This is a genomic window from Variovorax boronicumulans NBRC 103145, assembly GCF_001591345.1.
GTDB classification, from domain to species: Bacteria; Pseudomonadota; Gammaproteobacteria; order Burkholderiales; family Burkholderiaceae_C; genus Variovorax; species Variovorax boronicumulans.
Map to the genome: position 1 here is coordinate 84,725 of NZ_BCUS01000002.1, position 17,469 is coordinate 102,193.

Genomic DNA, 17,469 nt, shown 5'->3' on the forward strand with positions numbered 1-17,469 from the left:
TCTTCCAGGAACTCCTTTCAATGATCCGCTCCCTCTACATCGCCAAGACCGGCCTGGACGCGCAGCAGACGCAGCTCGACGTGGTCTCCAACAACCTGGCCAACGTCGGCACCACCGGCTTCAAGCGCAGCCGCGCCGTGTTCGAAGACCTGGTCTACCAGAACCTGCGCCAGGTCGGCGGCCAGAGCTCCGACCAGACGCGCCTGCCTTCGGGCCTGCAGGTCGGCACCGGCGTGCACGTGGTCGCCACCGAGCGCATCCACTCGCAGGGCAACCTCACCAAGACCGACAAGCCGACCGACGTGGCCATCAGCGGCAGCGGCTTCTTCCAGGTGCTGATGCCCGACGGCACCACCTCGTACACGCGCGACGGTTCGTTCCAGACCGACCGCGACGGCCAGCTGGTCACGGCCAGCGGCTTCCCGGTGCAGCCGGCCATCACCATCCCGGCCAACGCCACCAGCATCACCGTGGGCCGCGACGGCATCGTGTCGGTGGTGCAGGCGGGCGGTACCAACACCGTGCAGGTCGGCCAGCTGCAGCTCGCGACCTTCGTCAACCCGACCGGCTTGCAGAGCCAGGGCGAGAACCTGTACGCCGAGACCGACGCCTCGGGCGCACCCAACCAGGTGAACCCCGGCGTGGACGGCGCGGGCACGCTGAGCCAGGGCTATGTGGAGGCCTCCAACGTCAACGTGGTGGAAGAGCTGGTCAACATGATCGCCACCCAGCGTTCGTACGAGATCAACAGCAAGGCGGTCCAGACCTCGGACCAGATGCTGCAGCGCCTGGCCCAGTTGTGATGCGTGCGGGGGTGCGTCTTCTTCGCCGGGCGGCGGCGCTGCTGCTCGTGGCCGCGCTGGCCGCCGGCTGCGCGCAGGTGCCGCGCGAGCCGCTGGTGCACCAGCCGATGACGGCGCGTGCCGACCAGTACGCGGCGGTGCAGGCGCGGCGTGCCCCGGGCGCGATCTTCCAGGACGGCCCCGGCGCCAACGCGCTGTTCGAGGACCGCCGTCCGCGCAACGTCGGCGACATCCTCACCATCCTCATCAGCGAGAAGGTCAACGCGACCAAGAACTCGGGCGCCAACGCCAGCCGCACGGGCAACACGACCAGCGTGTTCGCGGCCATTCCCAAGCTCATCGGCGGTTTGCTCGACGGGCAGGAGACCAAGCTGTCGGGCACCAACACGCTCAACGCCAAGGGCGGCGCCAACGCCAACAACACCTTCAACGGCGTGATCACCGTCACCGTGACCGACGTCATGGCCAACGGCAACCTGCTGGTGAGCGGCGAGAAGCAGATGGGCATCAACCAGGGCACCGAGTACATCCGCTTCTCGGGCGTGGTGAACCCGCGCACCGTGTCGGGCAACAACACCGTGCCCTCGACGCTGGTGGCCGATGCGCGCATCGAGTACTCGGCCAAGGGCTACATCGACGAGGCCCAGCACATGGGCTGGATGCAAAGAATTTTCCTGAACGTGATGCCTTTCTGATGACGCACCTCCAGGCTTCACCCTCTTCGAATCGCTGGCGCATCGCGGCGCTGTGCGCGCTCCTGTTCATCGCGCCCGCACACGCGGAACGCCTGAAGGAACTCGCCAGCATCCAGGGCGTGCGCGACAACCCGCTCATCGGCTACGGCCTCATGGTCGGCCTGGACGGCACGGGCGACCAGACGATGCAGACGCCGTTCACCACGCAGAGCCTGAACAACATGCTGCAGCAGCTGGGCATCACGATCCCGCAGGGCGTGAACATGCAGCTGAAGAACGTGGCGGCCGTCATGGTGACGGCCACGCTGCCGTCGTTCGCGCGGCCGGGGCAGAACATCGACGTCACCGTGTCGTCCATGGGCAATGCCAAGAGCCTGCGCGGCGGCACGCTGCTGATGACGCCGCTCAAGGGCGTGGACGGCGCGACCTACGCGGTGGCGCAGGGCAACATGGTGGTGGGCGGCGCGGGTGCGTCGGCCAACGGCAGCAAGGTGCAGGTCAACCAGCTGAGCTCGGGGCGCATTCCCGCCGGCGCGCTGGTGGAGCGCACGGTCGAGGCGCCGGTGGGTGCGGAAGGCTCGTTCACCATCGAGCTGAACCGCTCCGACTTCGGCACCGCGCAGCGCGCCACGGACGCCATCAACCGCCAGTTCGGCGCCGGCACCGCCGAGGCGATGGACGCGCGCGTGATCCGCGTGCAGGCGCCCGAGCCGCAGCGGCGCGTGGGCTTCCTCGCGCAGCTGCAGGAGCTCGAGGTCACGCCCACACAGGCGGGCGCGCGGGTGGTGGTCAATGCGCGCACGGGCTCGGTCGTGATGAACCAGGCGGTGCGCGTGAAAGACTGCGCCATCGCGCACGGCAACCTGTCGGTGGTGATCAACACCGAGCCGGTGATCAGCCAGCCGGGCGCGTTCTCGGGCGGCAGCACGGTGGTGGCGCAGACCTCGCAGATTTCCGTCAACCAGGGCGGTGGCGCGATCCAGATGGTGCGTGGCGGCGCCTCGCTGGCCGATGTGGTGAAGGGGCTGAACAGCCTGGGCGCCAATCCGCAGGACCTGGTGTCGATCCTGCAGGCCATGAAGTCGGCCGGCGCCCTGAGCGCCGAGCTCGAGATCATCTGAGGCCGACGGCATGACCATCTCTCCCCACACCGCGTGGACCGGCACCGACGCGGCCAGCCGCAGCGGTGCGCTCGACCAGCGTTTTGCGCTCGACGTGCAGGGCGTCGATGCGCTGCGGCGCACCGTGCGCACCTCGCCCGAAGAGGGCCTGCAGCAGGTCTCGCGCCAGTTCGAGGCGCTGTTCATGAACATGGTGCTCAAGAGCATGCGAGAGGCCACGCCTTCGAGCGGCCTGCTCGACAGCCAGGACCAGAAGGTCTATTTGTCGATGTTCGACCAGCAGCTCACGCAGAACCTCTCGGGGCGCGGCGTGGGGCTGGCCGAGGCGATGCTGGCGCAGCTGCGGCGGCAATTGCCTTCGGCGGCGACCGAAGCCGACGACGGCATCGGCACGCGGCCGATGTCGCTGGAGCCGCCCGCCGGCCTGCCGTACGGCCCGCGCGCGGGCATTCCCATCGGCTCGTCGCCCGGCGCGCGCGTGTCGACGGCGGCCGACCTCGGTGTCTACCAAGTCAGGAGTGGCCCCGCACCGGCCGCGAACGCCTCGCTGCAAGGCCAGGTCGATGCGTTCGTGGACCGCATGGGCGCCTCCGCACAGGCGGCCAGCGCCGCCAGTGGCGTGCCCGCGCCGCTGATCCTGGCGCAGGCCGCGCTCGAATCCGGCTGGGGCAAGCGCGAGATCCGCGCCGACGACGGCACGCAAAGCTTCAACCTCTTCGGCATCAAGGCCGACAAGGGCTGGAAGGGCGCGACGGTCGAGACCACCACCACCGAATACATCGACGGCGAGCCGCAGAAGGTGCGCGCGAAGTTCCGCGCCTACGCCTCGTACGAGGAGGCCTTCACCGACTACGCGCGCTTCATCACGCGCAACCCGCGCTACGCGAACGTGCTGGCGACTGCCGACCCGGCCGAGGCGGCGCACGGCCTGCAGCGCGCGGGCTATGCCACCGACCCGAAGTACGGCGAGAAGCTGGTTCGCATCATGCAGAAGTTCGGCTGAGCCGCTCGCACAGCCTGACTGCCCGGACCCGAGAACAACGACACGAGAGGCCCCGAGAGGAGACAAGCGAATGACGATAAAGAACTGGACGATCGGAATGCGGCTGGGCGCCGGCTTTGCGCTGGTGCTGGCGCTGCTGGTGGCCGTGGCGGGCATCGGCGTGCTGCGGCTGCAGGGCGTGGGCGAGGCCACGCAGGACATGGCGTCGCGCACCCTGTCGAAGGAGCGCCTAGCCACGGCCTGGCAGCTGGGCACGGCCACCAACAGCGTGCGCACCTTCTCGCTGCTCAAGAGCGACGACGCGCAGGTGCAGGCCCACCTGCAAAAGCAGATCGCCGCCACCAGCGCCACCATCTCCGAGACGCAGAAGGCGCTCGAGGCGCTGCTCGTGTCGCCGGAAGAACTGGCGCTGAGCGCCGACATCCAGAAGCGGCGCGGCGAGTACGTCGCGCTGCGCCAGCAGATCCTCCAGCTGAAGACCGAAGGCCGCAAGGACGAGGCCGCGACGCGCACCGACACGCAATTGCTGCCGATGCTCGACGGCTACGACGCAGGCATCCGCGCCATGGTGGCGCACCAGCAAAAGCACATCGACAGCACCGCCGCCGCCATCGACGCGCAGTACCGTGCGGGCCTCATCTACATCGTCGCGCTGGCCGTGGCCGCGCTGGCGCTGGGCGCGGTGCTCGCATGGCTGCTCACGCGCAGCATTGCCGATCCGGTCGCCGAGGCACTGCTGATCGCCGAGACCGTGGCCTCGGGCGACCTGAGCCAGGAGTTCGAGACCGAACGCGGCGGCGACTTCGGCCGGCTGCTGCGCGGCATGGGCGAGATGGAAGACACGCTCACCGACCTCGTGACGCGCATCAAGGCTTCGACCGATTCGATCGCGGTGGCGTCACGGCAGATCGCGGCGGGCAACCAGGATCTGTCGTCGCGCACGGAAGAGCAGGCCAGTTCGCTGGAGCAGACGGCGGCGTCGATGGAGGAGCTGACCTCGACGGTCAAGCAGAACGCGGACAACGCGCGACAGGCGAACCAGCTGGCCGTGTCGGCTTCGGAAGTTGCAGTGAAAGGCGGCGCTGTCGTGTCGCAAGTGGTGGACACGATGGGCTCGATCAATGCGTCGTCCAGGAAGATCGTCGACATCATCGGCGTGATCGACGGCATCGCGTTCCAGACAAACATCCTGGCGTTGAATGCGGCCGTTGAAGCCGCACGCGCTGGCGAGCAAGGTCGCGGTTTCGCCGTCGTGGCTTCGGAAGTTCGCAGCTTGGCTCAACGCTCCGCAGCCGCCGCCAAGGAAATCAAGACCCTGATCGGCGACTCGGTAGAAAAGGTCGAAGAAGGCAGCAAGCAGGTCGCCGAAGCCGGCCGCACGATGGAAGAGATCGTGGGCAGCGTCAAGCGCGTGACCGACATCATGGGCGAGATCACGGCGGCGAGCCAGGAGCAGACCTCGGGCATCGAGCAGATCAACCAGGCGATCACGCAGATGGACCAGGTGACGCAGCAGAACGCGGCGCTGGTCGAAGAAGCCTCGGCCGCCGCGCAATCGCTGCAGGAACAGGCGGGCGCTCTGGTCGAGGCCGTGAGCACCTTCAAGCTCGACGCCGACGAAGCCGTTGCGGCCTGAACACCCCGTGTCCACGCATTTCCATCCGAAAGCCCTGCGCCGCGTCGGCATGGGCTTCGCCGCATTGCTCCTGCTGCTGGCCGTGGCGCTCTTCCTCGGCTTCCATGTCGGCACCGGTTGCGCCTGGGCGCTCCATGCCGTGTGGGCACTCGCGGGTGCCGCCTGCCTGACGGGCCTGGGGCTCGCGGGCTTCGCGGCGCATGCGCGGGCCCGTGCAAGTCACCACGACGCCAAGGTGGCCGAGCGGCTGGACCGGGTGTTCCAGCACGTCAACGCCACCGACGCCTGACAGAGAACGCATGCGCCCGCGCCCTGATCCGCACCGATATTCAGAAAAAAGACTCAAGTCTGGCGGCGTGCTGCCGATAACAGGGAGACGGGGTGGCGCAGGCCGCCGTCCCGCCATGCCGTCATGTCATGCCGGTGGCCCGCCGCGCGATGCGGCCACCGTCCCCCGTTATTGAAGGAAGAGAAGCGCAATGAGTTTGAAGGATCTGAAAATCGGCACCCGCCTGGGGCTCGGCTTCGCGGTGCTGCTGCTGCTGATGGCGTTCATTGCGGGCACGGGCGTGCTGCGCCTGACGAACGTGGGCCAGGCCACCGACGAGATGGTGCAGGGCGCGCTGGTCAAGGAGCGGCTGGCGGCCGAATGGCTCAGCCTGCTCAAGTCGAACACCGTCGCCAACTACGCGATGGTCAAGACCACCGACCCCGAGGTGGCGGCCTATTTCGCCAAGCTCCAGGCGGCGGGTTCGGCGCGCATCACGCCGGCGCAGAAGCAGCTGGAAGCCATGCTCGCCACGCCGGAAGAAAAGGCGCTCTATGCCGCGGTGGTCGCGGCGCGCGTCGTCGTGCTCGAGACCGTGGGCACGCTCAACAAGCTCAAGGACGAGAAGAAGATCGACGAAGCCAATGTGCTGGTCGACACTAAGTTCAGCGCGGCGCTCGCCGTCTACGCCGGCGCCGTCGAAAACCTGGCCAACCACCAGCGCGAGAAGATCGACGCCGCCGCCAAGGGCATCGCGGCCGACCACACCGAAGGCCGCACCACGCTGCTCGTGCTGTCGGCCATCGCGCTGGCGCTGGGCGCGCTGTTCGCCTGGCGCCTCACGCTGGGCATCGTGCGCCCGCTGGGCCATGCGCTCGAAGTGGCCGAGACGGTGGCCGCCGGCGACCTGAGCGCGAACATCCGCGTGGACAGCCGCGACGAAGCGGGCCAGCTGATGCAGGCGCTGAAGGACATGAACGCCAACCTGGCGAAGGTGGTGGGCGAAGTGCGCACGGGCACGGAGACCATTGCCACGGCCTCGGGACAGATCGCTTCGGGCAACCAGGATTTGTCGTCGCGCACGGAAGAGCAGGCCAGCTCGCTGGAGCAGACGGCCGCTTCGATGGAAGAGCTGACCTCGACGGTGAAGCAGAACGCGGACAACGCGCGGCAAGCCAATCAATTGGCGGTTTCTGCTTCGGAAGTTGCAGTGAAGGGTGGGGCGGTCGTGTCGCAGGTCGTGGACACGATGGGCTCGATCAATGCATCTTCCAAGAAGATCGTCGACATCATCGGTGTGATCGACGGCATCGCGTTTCAGACCAACATCCTGGCGCTGAACGCTGCTGTTGAAGCCGCACGCGCTGGCGAGCAAGGTCGTGGCTTTGCCGTGGTCGCCTCCGAAGTCCGCAGCTTGGCCCAACGCTCCGCAGCCGCTGCGAAGGAAATCAAGACCCTGATCGGCGACTCGGTGGAGAAGGTCGAGGAAGGCAGCAAGCAAGTCGCAGAAGCCGGCCGCACGATGGAAGAAATCGTGGGCAGCGTGAAGCGCGTGACGGACATCATGGGCGAGATCACGGCGGCGAGCCAGGAACAGACCTCGGGCATCGAGCAGATCAACCAGGCGATCACGCAGATGGACCAGGTGACGCAGCAGAACGCGGCGCTGGTCGAGGAAGCCTCGGCCGCCGCGCAGTCGCTGCAGGAGCAGGCGGGCAGCCTGTCGCAGGTCGTCGGCGTGTTCCGCCTCGGCGGCAGCAGCAGCAGCCACGGCAACGCGCTGGCCCTGGCCTGAAGGCGACGCACCGGCCATGCGTGTCAACCTGCCCGTCACCGACATCGAATACGAACTCTCGAAGGAAGAGGCCCTGGTGTCCCGCACCGACCTCAAGGGCCGCATCACTTACGTCAACCCGGCCTTCGTCGCGGCCAGCGGCTTCACGGCCGGCGAACTGCTGGGCAAGGCGCACAACATCGTGCGCCACCCCGACGTGCCGCCCGAGGCCTTCGCCGACCTGTGGCGCACGCTCGACCAGGGCCTGCCCTGGACCGGCCTGATCAAGAACCGGCGCAAGAACGGCGACTTCTACTGGGTGCTGGCCAACGTCACGCCGATCCGCCACCAGGGCCGCGTGGAGGGCTACATGTCCGTGCGCAGCCGCCCCGCGCGCGAGGACGTGGCCGCCGCCGATGCCCTCTACCGCCGCATGCGGGAAGGCGAGGCCAAGGGCCTCGAGCTGCTGCAGGGCGAGGTGGTGCGCAGCGGCTGGGCCAATCCGTTGGCGCGGCTGCGGCGCATTCCGGTGCGGCGCCGCGTGTTCGGCGTGACCCTCGCGGCGGCCGCGCTGTCAGCGGGCCTGGGCGCGCTGGGCTGGATGGAAGCATCCCGTCTGGCCGCTGCGTCCGGCGCGCACAGCTGGCTGCCCACCGCCGTGGCAGCGGGCAGCCTCGGCGCCGCGCTGGCGTGGCTGGGCCTCGGTGCGTTCCTTGGGCGCACGGTGTTCCGTCCGCTCGATGAAGCCATCGAGGTCGCGCGCACCATCGCGGGCGGCGACCTGGTGCGCTTCACGGTGCGGCCGGGCGACGAGATCGCGGGGCTGCTGCGCGCGCTGAACCAGATGAGCGCCAACCTCTTCGCGATCGTCGCGGACGTGGGCGCGAACGTTGCGGGCGTGATGTCGGCGTCGAGCCAGATTGCCTCGGGCAACGAAGACCTGTCCTCGCGCACCGAGCAGCAGGCCAGCTCGCTGGAGCAGACGGCGGCGTCGATGGAAGAGCTGACCTCGACCGTCAAGCAGAACGCCGACAACGCCCTGCAGGCGAACCAGCTGGCCGTCTCCGCGTCGGAAGTGGCGGTGAAGGGCGGCGCCGTGGTGTCGCAGGTCGTGGACACGATGGGCTCGATCAACGCCTCGTCGAAAAAGATCGTCGACATCATCGGCGTGATCGACGGCATCGCGTTCCAGACCAACATCCTGGCGCTGAACGCGGCCGTGGAAGCCGCGCGCGCGGGCGAGCAGGGCAAGGGCTTCGCCGTGGTCGCGTCGGAAGTGCGCAGCCTCGCGCAGCGCTCGGCCGCTGCGGCGAAAGAAATCAAGACCCTGATCGGCGACTCGGTGGAGAAGGTCGAGGCGGGCAGCAAGCAGGTGGCCGAGGCCGGCCGGACCATGCAGGAGATCGTCGGCAGCGTGAAGCGCGTGACCGACATCATGGGCGAGATCACGACGGCGAGCCAGGAGCAGACCTCGGGCATCGAGCAGATCAACCAGGCCATCGCGCAGATGGACCAGGTGACGCAGCAGAACGCCGCATTGGTCGAAGAGGCCTCTGCCACGGCGCAGTCGCTGCAGGAACAGGCGCAGGGCCTGGTCCGGGCCGCAGGGGTATTCAGGACCGGGGCGGGCGAGGGTGCCGGCGCCCGGGATGCGTATTGAACGAGGAGAAGAACACATGTTGAACAACACCAGAGACACATCACCGCGATCGAATGGCGCGGCGCCGTCCGCATCCGCCGTGGCCAACCGCTTGGAGGTCGTGACCTTCAAGCTCGGCGACGAGGAATACGGCATCGACATCCAGAAGGTGCAGGAGCTGCGCGGCTACGACGCCGTGACGCGCATCGCGAACGCGCCGGACTACATCAAGGGCGTGGTCAACCTGCGCGGCATCATCGTGCCGATCATCGACATGCGCATCAAGTTCGAGCTGGGCGCACCCACCTACGACCAGTTCACGGTGGTGATCGTGCTGAACATCGCGGGCCGCGTGGTGGGCATGGTGGTGGACAGCGTGTCCGACGTGATCACGCTCACGGCCGAGCAGATCAAGCCGGCGCCCGAGATGGGCTCGGTGCTCGACACCGACTACCTGATCGGCCTGGGCACGCTGGACGAACGCATGCTGATCCTGGTGGACATCGACCGGCTGATGTCCAGCGAAGAAATGGGCCTCATCGAAGCCGCCGCCACCGTTTGAGGACCACCCCATGACATTCTTTTCGAACCTTCGCATCGGCACCCGCCTGACCCTTGCCTTCGCCATCGTGCTGGGGCTGACGCTCATCTCCAGCGCGGTGGGGCTGATGTCGGCGCACAAGAACGCCGAAGCCACGCGCATCATGATGCAGAGCCCGCTGGCCAAGGAGCGGCTCATTTCCGACTGGTACGTGCTGACCTACTCGGCCATTGCGCGCACCTCGATGATCGCGCGCACCACCGACGAGGCGCTGCCGATGCTGTTCGCCGACGTGATCTCCGAGAGCGTGAAGAAGGGCAGCGAGACCATGGCCAAGGTCGAGGCGCTGCTGGTCACCGACGAGGAAAAGGCGACCTACAAGTCCATCGTCGAGCTGCGCGCCAAGTACCAGGCCGCCAAGGACGAGGTGACCCGTGCCAAGGCCAGCGGCAACACGGTCGAGACCGTGCGCGCCTACCAGCTGTCGTTCCAGCCGGCCGCCAAGGCCTATGAAAACCGTGTGCTCGAGCTGCTGGCCATCGAGCGCCGCGCCATCGACGACATGAGCCACGCCATCGACGCGGCGAATGCGAAGAGCTTCAACCTGCGGCTGCTGCTGACGGCGCTCACGGTGCTGCTGGGCGGCCTGTTCGCCTTCTTCATCTCGCGCAGCATCGTGCGCCCGCTGGCCAAGGCCGTGGGCGTGGCCGAGACGGTGGCGGCCGGCGACCTGAGCGCGAACATCCGCGTGGACAGCCGCGACGAGACGGGGCAGCTGATGCAGGCGCTGAAGGACATGAACGCGAATCTCGCCAAGGTGGTGGGTGAAGTGCGCACGGGCACGGAGACGATCGCTACGGCGTCGGGGCAGATCGCTTCGGGCAACCAGGATTTGTCGTCGCGCACGGAAGAGCAGGCGAGTTCGCTGGAGCAGACGGCGGCGTCGATGGAAGAACTGACCTCGACGGTGAAGCAGAACGCGGACAACGCGCGTCAAGCGAACCAGCTGGCCGTCTCCGCTTCGGAAGTCGCAGTGAAGGGCGGCGCGGTGGTGTCGCAGGTCGTGGACACGATGGGCTCGATCAACGCTTCGTCGAAAAAGATCGTCGACATCATCGGCGTGATCGATGGCATCGCATTCCAGACCAACATCCTGGCGCTGAACGCTGCTGTTGAAGCCGCACGCGCTGGCGAGCAAGGCCGAGGCTTCGCAGTCGTGGCTTCTGAAGTCCGCAGCCTCGCCCAACGCTCCGCAGCCGCCGCCAAGGAAATCAAGACCCTGATCGGCGACTCGGTAGAAAAGGTCGAAGAAGGCAGCAAGCAAGTCGCAGAAGCCGGCCGCACGATGGAAGAGATCGTCGGCAGCGTCAAGCGCGTGACCGACATCATGGGCGAGATCACGGCGGCGAGCCAGGAACAGACCTCGGGCATCGAGCAGATCAACCAGGCGATCACGCAGATGGACCAGGTGACGCAGCAGAACGCGGCGCTGGTCGAAGAAGCCTCGGCCGCCGCGCAGTCGCTGCAGGAACAGGCCGGCGCCCTCGTGCAGGCCGTGAGCGTCTTCAAGCTCGACGCGAACGCGGTCGCAACGACCCGCGCCAGCTTCACGCGCATCACGCCGATCCCCAAGCCGCCGAAGCCGACGCCCAAGCCGCGTGCCAAGGCGCTGCCTGCACGCCGTGAACCGAGTGGCGCACCGCAGCTCGCCATGGCCGGCGATGCCAAGGGCGACTGGTCGGAGTTCTGAGCCAGGCGCAATGACACCGCGCGCCCTCAACTTCGGGCGCGCGCTGCCGATAACCATGGGGAGGCATCGCGTGATGCCGCTCCCCCACACCCCTTTGACAGGTAAAGCCTTATGTCCGGAAGCATGTTCTACACAGGTCTGAGCGGCCTCGCGGTCGCCCGCACCGCGCTGATGACCACGGCCCACAACACCGCCAACGTGTACACGGCCGGCTACAGCCGTCAGATCGCGCAGATCGCCTCCGCCGGCGGCATTGCCAGCGGCTCGGGCTTCATCGGCTCGGGCGCCAACGTGACGACCGTGTCGCGCAGCTACGACCGCTACCTCACGGCGCAGCTGGCCACCGCGCAGTCGCAGTCGGCCGCGCTGGCCACCAACGGCGTGCAGGTCAACCGCATCGACCAGCTGCTGGCCGACAAGACCTCGGGCATCGCGCCGCTGATGCAGAGCTTCTTCACCAGCGTGCAGGGCGTGGCCAACACGCCGGCCGACCCGGCGGCGCGCCAGCAGATGATCAGCGCGGCGCAGTCGCTGGCCAGCAAGTTCCGCGCGACCGACCAGTACCTGTCGGACCTGAACACCTCGGTGAATGAGCAGATCGTGGGCAGCGTGAGCCAGATCAACACCTATGCCGCCAAGATCGCCAGCCTGAACCAGCAGATCAGCCAGATGAGCGCGGTGGCCGGCGGCCAAGCGCCGAACGACCTGCTCGACCAGCGCGACCAGCTCGTGAGCGAGCTGAGCCAGGTGGTCGACGTGCGCGTGCTGCAGCAGGACGACGGCAAGTACAACGTGTTCATCGCCACCGGCCAGTCGCTGGTGGTGGGCGACCACGCTTCCAAGATGGCGGCGGTGACGTCGTCGGCCGACCCCACGCGCCAGGTCGTGGCGCTGTCGGGCTTTGCCGGCAACACCGTCGAGCTGGACGACAGCGCCTTCACCGGCGGCGTGCTCGGCGGCCTCATGGCCTTTCGCAAGGACACGCTGATCCCCACGCAGAACGCCATCGGCCGGCTCGCCATGTCGGTGGCCGACGCGGTGAACGCGCAGCACAAGCTGGGCGTGGACCTGAACGGCGCACTGGGCCAGAACTTCTTCTCGCAGGCCGTGCCGGGCACCATCGCCAATGCTGGCAACGCCGGCAACCTCGAGCTCGGCGCCACGCTGACCGATGCGTCCAAGCTCACCACCAGCGACTACAACGTGAGCGTCACCGACGTGGGGGGCACGCTCACCTACACGGTCACGCGGCTCTCGGACAAGACGCCGATGGGCAGCTTCACCACCTTCCCGATCAGCTTCGACGGCGTGAGCCTCACGGCCGCGAGCGGCACGGCGCAGGCCGGCGATTCGTTCCTGGTGCAGCCCACGCGCACCGGCGCGCGCGACCTCGAGGTGCTGGTGCGCGACCCGGCCAAGGTGGCGGCCGCCTCGCCCGTGATCACCGGCAACACCGCGGGCAACAAGGGCAGCGGCGCACTGGGCGCGGCCAGCGTCGATGCCGCCTACCCGGGCTCGCCGCTGGCCGGCAACGTCACGCTGAGCTTCAACGCGGGCACCGGCACGCTGTCGGGCTTTCCGGCCGGCTCGGCCGTGACCGTCACGCGCGCCGACGGCACCGCCACCAGCTACCCGGCCGGCACGCCCGTGCCGTACACGGCCGGCGCGAAGATGAGCTTCGACGGCATCACCGTGGCCATGACGGGCGCGCCCGCGCAGGGCGACACCTTCACCATCGGCAAGAACACCGGCGGTGTTTCCGACGGCGGCAATGCGCTGCTGCTGGGTGCGCTGCAGCGCAAGACCACGATGTCGAACGGCACCGCGACCTTCAACGGCGCCTACTCGCAGCTGGTGAGCGACGTCGGCAACCGCGCCATGTCGATCAAGGTGGCCGCCGTCACGCAGGACAGCGTCACCGGCCAGATCAAGGCCAGCCAGCGCGCGATTTCGGGCGTGGTGCAGGACGAGGAAACCGGCAACCTGCTGATGTTCCAGCAGATGTACCAGGCCAACGCCAAGGTGATCCAGACCGCCTCGGCGATGTTCGACGCCATCCTCGGCATCCGCAGCTGAACCCTTTTGTACAGATTCCAGGACCCGCGATGCGCATCAGCACCCAATCCTTCTACGAACAGAGCCTGCAGTCGATGGGCCTGCAGCAGCAGAAGCTGTTCAAGGTCCAGCAGCAGCTGGCGACCAACTCCAAGTTCCTGTCGGCCGGCGACGACCCGGTGGGCGCGGCGCGCGCGCTCGGCGTGAGCCAGACGCTGGCGGAGGGCGCCCAGTTCGCCACCAGCCGCCAGCGCGCGGCGCTGGCGCTGTCGACCGAAGAGAACGCGCTCGACTCGGTGACGTCGATCCTGCAGCACGTGAAGACGCTGGTCGTGCAGGCCGGCGGCGGCGGCCTCTCGGACGCCGATCGCGGCTCGCTTGCCACGGCCATCCAGAGCAGCCTGGAGCAGCTCGTGGGCGTGGCCAACAGCGACAACGGCAGCGGCCAGTACCTGTTCGCCGGCTTCAAGAGCGGCAGCCCGCCCTTCGTGATGGCCGCCGGCGGCGGCGTGCAGTACGTGGGCGACCAGGGCGAGCGGCTGATGCAGATCGACGTGGCGCGCCAGATGTCGACCTCGGACGACGGCCGCAGCATCTTCCAGTCGGTGCAAGGCGGTGCGGGCTATGTGACCTCGGGCTCGCCTGCCAACACCGGCTCGGGTGTGTTCGGCGCGGTGAGCATCACCGACGCCACCGCACCGAACTACGGCAAGGACTTCACGATCCGCTTCACCGGCACCGACTACACGGTGATGACGAAGGACACGCCGCCCGTGGTGGCCGCGAGCGGCGCCTTCACCGCCGGCACCCCGATCTCGTTCGGCGGCGTGCAGATCGCGATCAGCGGCACGCCGGCCAACGGCGACAGCTTCGACGTGTCGACCGCGCAGAACGCCGGCACCGACATCTTCGCAGCGCTGGGCGAGCTGGTGACTGCGCTGCGCGCACCGCTCAATGGCGGCGGCGCGGCGGCCCAGGCGCAGCTGCGCAACGCCTTGAGCACCGCCAACGTGAAGGTCACGAACGCGCACGACAACGTGCTCACCGTGCTGTCGTCGGTGGGCTCGCGCCAGGTCGAGCTGCAGGCGCTCGACAGCGCGGGTGCGATGAACAAGCTGCAGGAAGAAAGCTACCTGTCGTCGATCGAGGACCTCGATCCGTACACGGCGATTTCCGAGTTCTACCAGCGGCAGTCGTCGCTGCAGGCGACGCAGATGACGTTTGCCAAGCTGAACAGCATTTCGCTTTTCAACTACCTGTGAGGGTGGGGTGGCCAGCGGCTGCGTGCTGGCCACTGGAGGAGGAAGCCCATCGTCGCGATGGACGCGGGCAGAATGCGTCGACTGGCTGCCGCCGGTCGTCCGCCTGGCAGCCGCGCACCACCCCCACCTTCCTCGGAGAATCGATCCATGGCCGAACGTGCATATGGGGCACCGGCACCTGCGACCCAGACCACGCTGGCTGGAGAGCGCTGGTACGGCAAGGACATCGACCGGCAAACCTACACCGCCGTCCTGTTCAGCGATCTGGACATGACGGAGGCCAGGAACACCGGCTCGGTGTTCACCGACTGCACGTTCCGGAGCGCGCGCTTCAATGCGTCGGTCCACACGGATGCGGCTTTCGTCAATTGCACGTTTGTCGCCTGCAAGTTCTTCGATGCCAGCTTCATCGATTGCAAGTTCATCGGCAGCATGTTCGATGGCTGCATGTTCGAGGTGATGAAGGCCGTCGGCGGCGACTGGTCGTTTGCCGGCCTGCCGGGGGCCGACCTGCGCAAGGCGTCGTTCAACGGCACACGGATGCGGGAGGTCGACCTCACGGGCGCTCGGTGCGACGGCGGCGTTCTTCGCGATGTCGATCTGTCGGGGGCCTGGCTGCACAGCGCCAACTTCTCGCGGTGCGACCTGCGTGGCAGTGACCTGAGCGCACTCGAACCGCAGCACGTGCAGCTCCAAGGCGCAGTCATCACCGCCGTGCAAGCCTTGACCATCGCCGAGGCGCTGGGAATGGACGTCAGGCCGGAGGAATAGAAACGAGACAGCGCGGGTGCGATGAACACGAGGCAGGAAGCAAGCTGCCTGCCGTTGGCGTGGGATTGCTTCTCCACTTGCGTCTTGCGAGGCGGGCCACCGGTTCCCGTGGCCTCCCACAAAAGCGGTATTTCGTTTGCGAATCGGCCGGCTAGATTCAGGCGCCATCCTGGAGGAGAAAAGCATGCCGATCGTTCGCAACCTGGCCCTGAGCGTCTTCCTGCTGGGCACGGCCTTGCCCGCCCTGGCCGCGAACGACGGCACCGACAGCCATTGCGTCATCGGCAAGGACAGCACGCTTTTCAACCAGTGCAACTACAGCGTCGACGTCGGCTTCTGCGTCGAGAACCCGCGGCAGACCAAGCACTTCTTCGACAGCTCCGAGGCCTTCCAGTGCCCCAACGGCGGACTCAGCACACTGGGCCCCGGCAAGAAGGAGGGCAACCTCCTGCACGGCACCGTGCACTGGTGGGCCTGCTCGACCAAGCACCGGGGCACGGGCCGCTGGCGGTATGTGGAAGGGCGGGGCTACAGGGGGTACTGCTTCTCCGAGAAGGAGGCGAAGGCCGCGAATCCTGCGCCCTCGCAGCGAACGCGTGCCTCCTCGGAAGAATGCAAGGCGCTGCAGCAACGCGCCACGCAGGCCTCGGGTCCCGGTGCGGACCGGGTCCACAACTACACGATGATCGAGTACCTCGATCGCAGCTGCGGCAACCTGACGCCCGAAGATCGCGCGGCCACGCGCAAGGTCTATCAGCAGGAGTACGTGCGGCTCGTCTCCGAATGCAGGCATTCGGGCGCCAGGAATTGCGACTCGGCCGCCATGCCGAACGAGGCCGCGGCGCCGGAACGCCCGACGGTCCAGGCGGGCAGCGTCCCCGCGGCGAGAGCATCCTCGCGCAGCGAACCCTCCGTGGACATGCTGATGTCGCGGTGTTCGGACGCCCTGCGGACCGCCATCGACACCTTCTATCAATCGGAGGTGGAGGCCGACCGCTACTACCGCCGCACGCACACCGGGTCTCGCGAGCGCGTGCAGGGCTGGATGACGGAAAAAGCCAGGGTCGAATACGCCGCAGGCGCGCTGGCGGTTCCGCCCCAGTCGCTGGCCGAGTACCACGCCGGAGCGCTGCAGGAGGCGGCGAGCCGGACCCGGCCGATGGGCAATGGCCTGCACGATCCCCATCGCGAACAGGCGCTCCTGCGGGCCTGCTACATGAAGGCGCGCCTCGACAGCCGCTAGAGGCCCGTGCGGGAGCGTCCTGTTCAGGCGCGGATGTGAAGGGGCGCGAACGACTTCACCAGGTCGTCCAACGCCTTCAGCTGCGTGAGGAAAGGCTCCAGCTGGTCCAGCGGCAGGGCGCTGGGACCGTCGCATTTCGCCTGCGCCGGGTCGGGATGCGCTTCGAGAAAGAGGCCCGCCAGGCCCACTGCCAGGCCCGCACGCGCCAGTTCGGCCACCTGCTCGCGCCGTCCGCCCGAGGCGATGGCGTTGGCCTCGCGCTGCTGCAGCGCATGGGTCACGTCGAAGATGACCGGCAAGTCCCCGGTGACCTTCTTCATGGTGCCGAAGCCGAGCATGTCCACCACCAGGTTGTCGTAGCCGAAGCAGGTGCCGCGGTCGCACAGGATGACGGAGGAATTCCCCGCCTCCTTGAGCTTCTCCACGATGTTGAGCACCTGCGTCGGGCTCAGGAACTGGGGCTTCTTGACGTTGATGACCTTGCCGGTTTGGGCGAGCGCGACGACCAGGTCGGTCTGGCGCGCGAGAAACGCAGGCAGTTGCAGAACGTCCACCACTTCGGCGACGGGTTTCGCCTGCCAGGGCTCGTGCACGTCGGTGAGCACGGGCACGCCGAACGCGGCCTTGACGGCCTCGAAGATCTTCAGGCCCTCTTCCAGGCCGGGGCCCCGGTAGGAATGGATGGACGAGCGATTGGCCTTGTCGAAGCTCGCCTTGAAGACATAGGGAATGCCGAGCTTCTGCGTGACCCGGACGTATTCTTCCGCGGCACGCAGGGCCATGTCTTTCGACTCGAGGACGTTCACGCCGCCGAACAGGACAAAGGCACTGCTGTTGCTGACGGTGATGGCGGGGGTGATGGCGACGGTGGTCAAGGCGAGCTCCTCTGAAGTGTCTGTTGCCCCGCA

15 protein-coding genes are annotated in these 17,469 nt (G+C 67.6%); 14 read left to right on the forward strand and 1 reads right to left on the reverse strand.

What is annotated here, in order from left to right; translation table 11 throughout:
* Positions 1–20 precede the first annotated feature (20 nt).
* The 14 genes from flgG to VBO01S_RS01290 all read left to right on the forward strand — a co-directional run bounded on the left by flgG (position 21) and on the right by VBO01S_RS01290 (position 16,561).
* Positions 21–803: a flagellar basal-body rod protein FlgG gene (gene flgG, locus VBO01S_RS01225; protein WP_062469245.1), complete on the forward strand. Its 783-nt coding sequence runs from the start codon at positions 21–23 to the stop codon at positions 801–803.
* Complete coding sequence (locus VBO01S_RS01230; RefSeq protein WP_062469249.1) at positions 803–1,498, forward strand: flagellar basal body L-ring protein FlgH; 696 nt, start codon at positions 803–805, stop codon at positions 1,496–1,498. The genes flgG and VBO01S_RS01230 overlap by 1 nt, the downstream gene beginning before the upstream one ends.
* Positions 1,498–2,619, forward strand: coding sequence for a flagellar basal body P-ring protein FlgI (locus VBO01S_RS01235; protein ID WP_062469251.1), 1,122 nt, complete (start codon positions 1,498–1,500; stop codon positions 2,617–2,619). The genes VBO01S_RS01230 and VBO01S_RS01235 overlap by 1 nt, the downstream gene beginning before the upstream one ends.
* Before the next feature lie 10 nt (positions 2,620–2,629).
* Positions 2,630–3,622 carry a flagellar assembly peptidoglycan hydrolase FlgJ gene (gene flgJ, locus VBO01S_RS01240; protein ID WP_062469254.1) on the forward strand — a complete coding sequence of 331 codons (993 nt, stop codon included), beginning with the start codon at positions 2,630–2,632 and terminating at the stop codon, positions 3,620–3,622.
* Between the two features lie 70 nt (positions 3,623–3,692).
* On the forward strand, positions 3,693–5,258 hold the full coding sequence (locus VBO01S_RS01245; protein ID WP_082817918.1) for a methyl-accepting chemotaxis protein: 1,566 nt from the start codon (positions 3,693–3,695) through the stop codon (positions 5,256–5,258).
* Positions 5,259–5,265: 7 nt separating this feature from the next.
* Positions 5,266–5,547 (forward strand): hypothetical protein, encoded by a 282-nt coding sequence (locus tag VBO01S_RS01250; RefSeq protein WP_062469256.1) that lies wholly within the window; start codon positions 5,266–5,268, stop codon positions 5,545–5,547.
* 190 nt (positions 5,548–5,737) lie between these two features.
* A complete protein-coding gene (locus VBO01S_RS01255) occupies positions 5,738–7,321 on the forward strand; it encodes a methyl-accepting chemotaxis protein (RefSeq protein ID WP_062469258.1) in 1,584 nt (527 codons plus the stop codon).
* 16 nt (positions 7,322–7,337) lie between these two features.
* A complete protein-coding gene (locus VBO01S_RS01260; protein ID WP_062469262.1) occupies positions 7,338–8,960 on the forward strand; it encodes a methyl-accepting chemotaxis protein in 1,623 nt (540 codons plus the stop codon).
* A gap of 16 nt (positions 8,961–8,976) precedes the next feature.
* Positions 8,977–9,501 carry a chemotaxis protein CheW gene (locus VBO01S_RS01265; RefSeq protein ID WP_255221027.1) on the forward strand — a complete coding sequence of 175 codons (525 nt, stop codon included), beginning with the start codon at positions 8,977–8,979 and terminating at the stop codon, positions 9,499–9,501.
* Positions 9,502–9,511: 10 nt separating this feature from the next.
* A complete protein-coding gene (locus VBO01S_RS01270) occupies positions 9,512–11,230 on the forward strand; it encodes a methyl-accepting chemotaxis protein (protein WP_062469270.1) in 1,719 nt (572 codons plus the stop codon).
* 123 nt (positions 11,231–11,353) lie between these two features.
* The gene (flgK, locus tag VBO01S_RS01275; RefSeq protein WP_255221028.1) at positions 11,354–13,306 is read left to right on the forward strand and encodes a flagellar hook-associated protein FlgK; all 1,953 of its coding nucleotides are present in this window, start codon (positions 11,354–11,356) and stop codon (positions 13,304–13,306) included.
* Between the two features lie 29 nt (positions 13,307–13,335).
* The gene (gene flgL, locus VBO01S_RS01280) at positions 13,336–14,547 is read left to right on the forward strand and encodes a flagellar hook-associated protein FlgL (protein WP_062469277.1); all 1,212 of its coding nucleotides are present in this window, start codon (positions 13,336–13,338) and stop codon (positions 14,545–14,547) included.
* A 147-nt stretch (positions 14,548–14,694) separates the two neighbouring features.
* A complete protein-coding gene (locus VBO01S_RS01285) occupies positions 14,695–15,318 on the forward strand; it encodes a pentapeptide repeat-containing protein (protein WP_062469280.1) in 624 nt (207 codons plus the stop codon).
* Positions 15,319–15,502: 184 nt separating this feature from the next.
* Entirely contained in the window at positions 15,503–16,561 is a 1,059-nt protein-coding gene (locus VBO01S_RS01290) for a hypothetical protein (RefSeq protein WP_062469283.1), read from the forward strand.
* 23 nt (positions 16,562–16,584) lie between these two features.
* On the opposite strand, the gene kdsA is transcribed toward VBO01S_RS01290, so the two are convergent.
* Entirely contained in the window at positions 16,585–17,436 is an 852-nt protein-coding gene (gene kdsA, locus VBO01S_RS01295) for a 3-deoxy-8-phosphooctulonate synthase (protein WP_062469285.1), read from the reverse strand.
* Between the last annotated feature and the right edge of the window lie 33 nt (positions 17,437–17,469).

What these genes read in the sequence shown, in the direction of transcription:
- flgL (WP_062469277.1), top strand. Translation starts at nt 13,336, where the DNA reads ATGCGCATCAGCACCCAATCCTTCTACGAACAGAGCCTGCAGTCGATG.
- flgJ (WP_062469254.1), top strand. Translation starts at nt 2,630, where the DNA reads ATGACCATCTCTCCCCACACCGCGTGGACCGGCACCGACGCGGCCAGC.
- VBO01S_RS01270 (WP_062469270.1), top strand. Translation starts at nt 9,512, where the DNA reads ATGACATTCTTTTCGAACCTTCGCATCGGCACCCGCCTGACCCTTGCC.
- flgG (WP_062469245.1), top strand. Translation starts at nt 21, where the DNA reads ATGATCCGCTCCCTCTACATCGCCAAGACCGGCCTGGACGCGCAGCAG.
- VBO01S_RS01245 (WP_082817918.1), top strand. Translation starts at nt 3,693, where the DNA reads ATGACGATAAAGAACTGGACGATCGGAATGCGGCTGGGCGCCGGCTTT.
- VBO01S_RS01235 (WP_062469251.1), top strand. Translation starts at nt 1,498, where the DNA reads ATGACGCACCTCCAGGCTTCACCCTCTTCGAATCGCTGGCGCATCGCG.
- VBO01S_RS01290 (WP_062469283.1), top strand. Translation starts at nt 15,503, where the DNA reads ATGCCGATCGTTCGCAACCTGGCCCTGAGCGTCTTCCTGCTGGGCACG.
- VBO01S_RS01285 (WP_062469280.1), top strand. Translation starts at nt 14,695, where the DNA reads ATGGCCGAACGTGCATATGGGGCACCGGCACCTGCGACCCAGACCACG.
- VBO01S_RS01255 (WP_062469258.1), top strand. Translation starts at nt 5,738, where the DNA reads ATGAGTTTGAAGGATCTGAAAATCGGCACCCGCCTGGGGCTCGGCTTC.
- VBO01S_RS01230 (WP_062469249.1), top strand. Translation starts at nt 803, where the DNA reads ATGCGTGCGGGGGTGCGTCTTCTTCGCCGGGCGGCGGCGCTGCTGCTC.
- VBO01S_RS01265 (WP_255221027.1), top strand. Translation starts at nt 8,977, where the DNA reads ATGTTGAACAACACCAGAGACACATCACCGCGATCGAATGGCGCGGCG.
- flgK (WP_255221028.1), top strand. Translation starts at nt 11,354, where the DNA reads ATGTTCTACACAGGTCTGAGCGGCCTCGCGGTCGCCCGCACCGCGCTG.
- VBO01S_RS01260 (WP_062469262.1), top strand. Translation starts at nt 7,338, where the DNA reads ATGCGTGTCAACCTGCCCGTCACCGACATCGAATACGAACTCTCGAAG.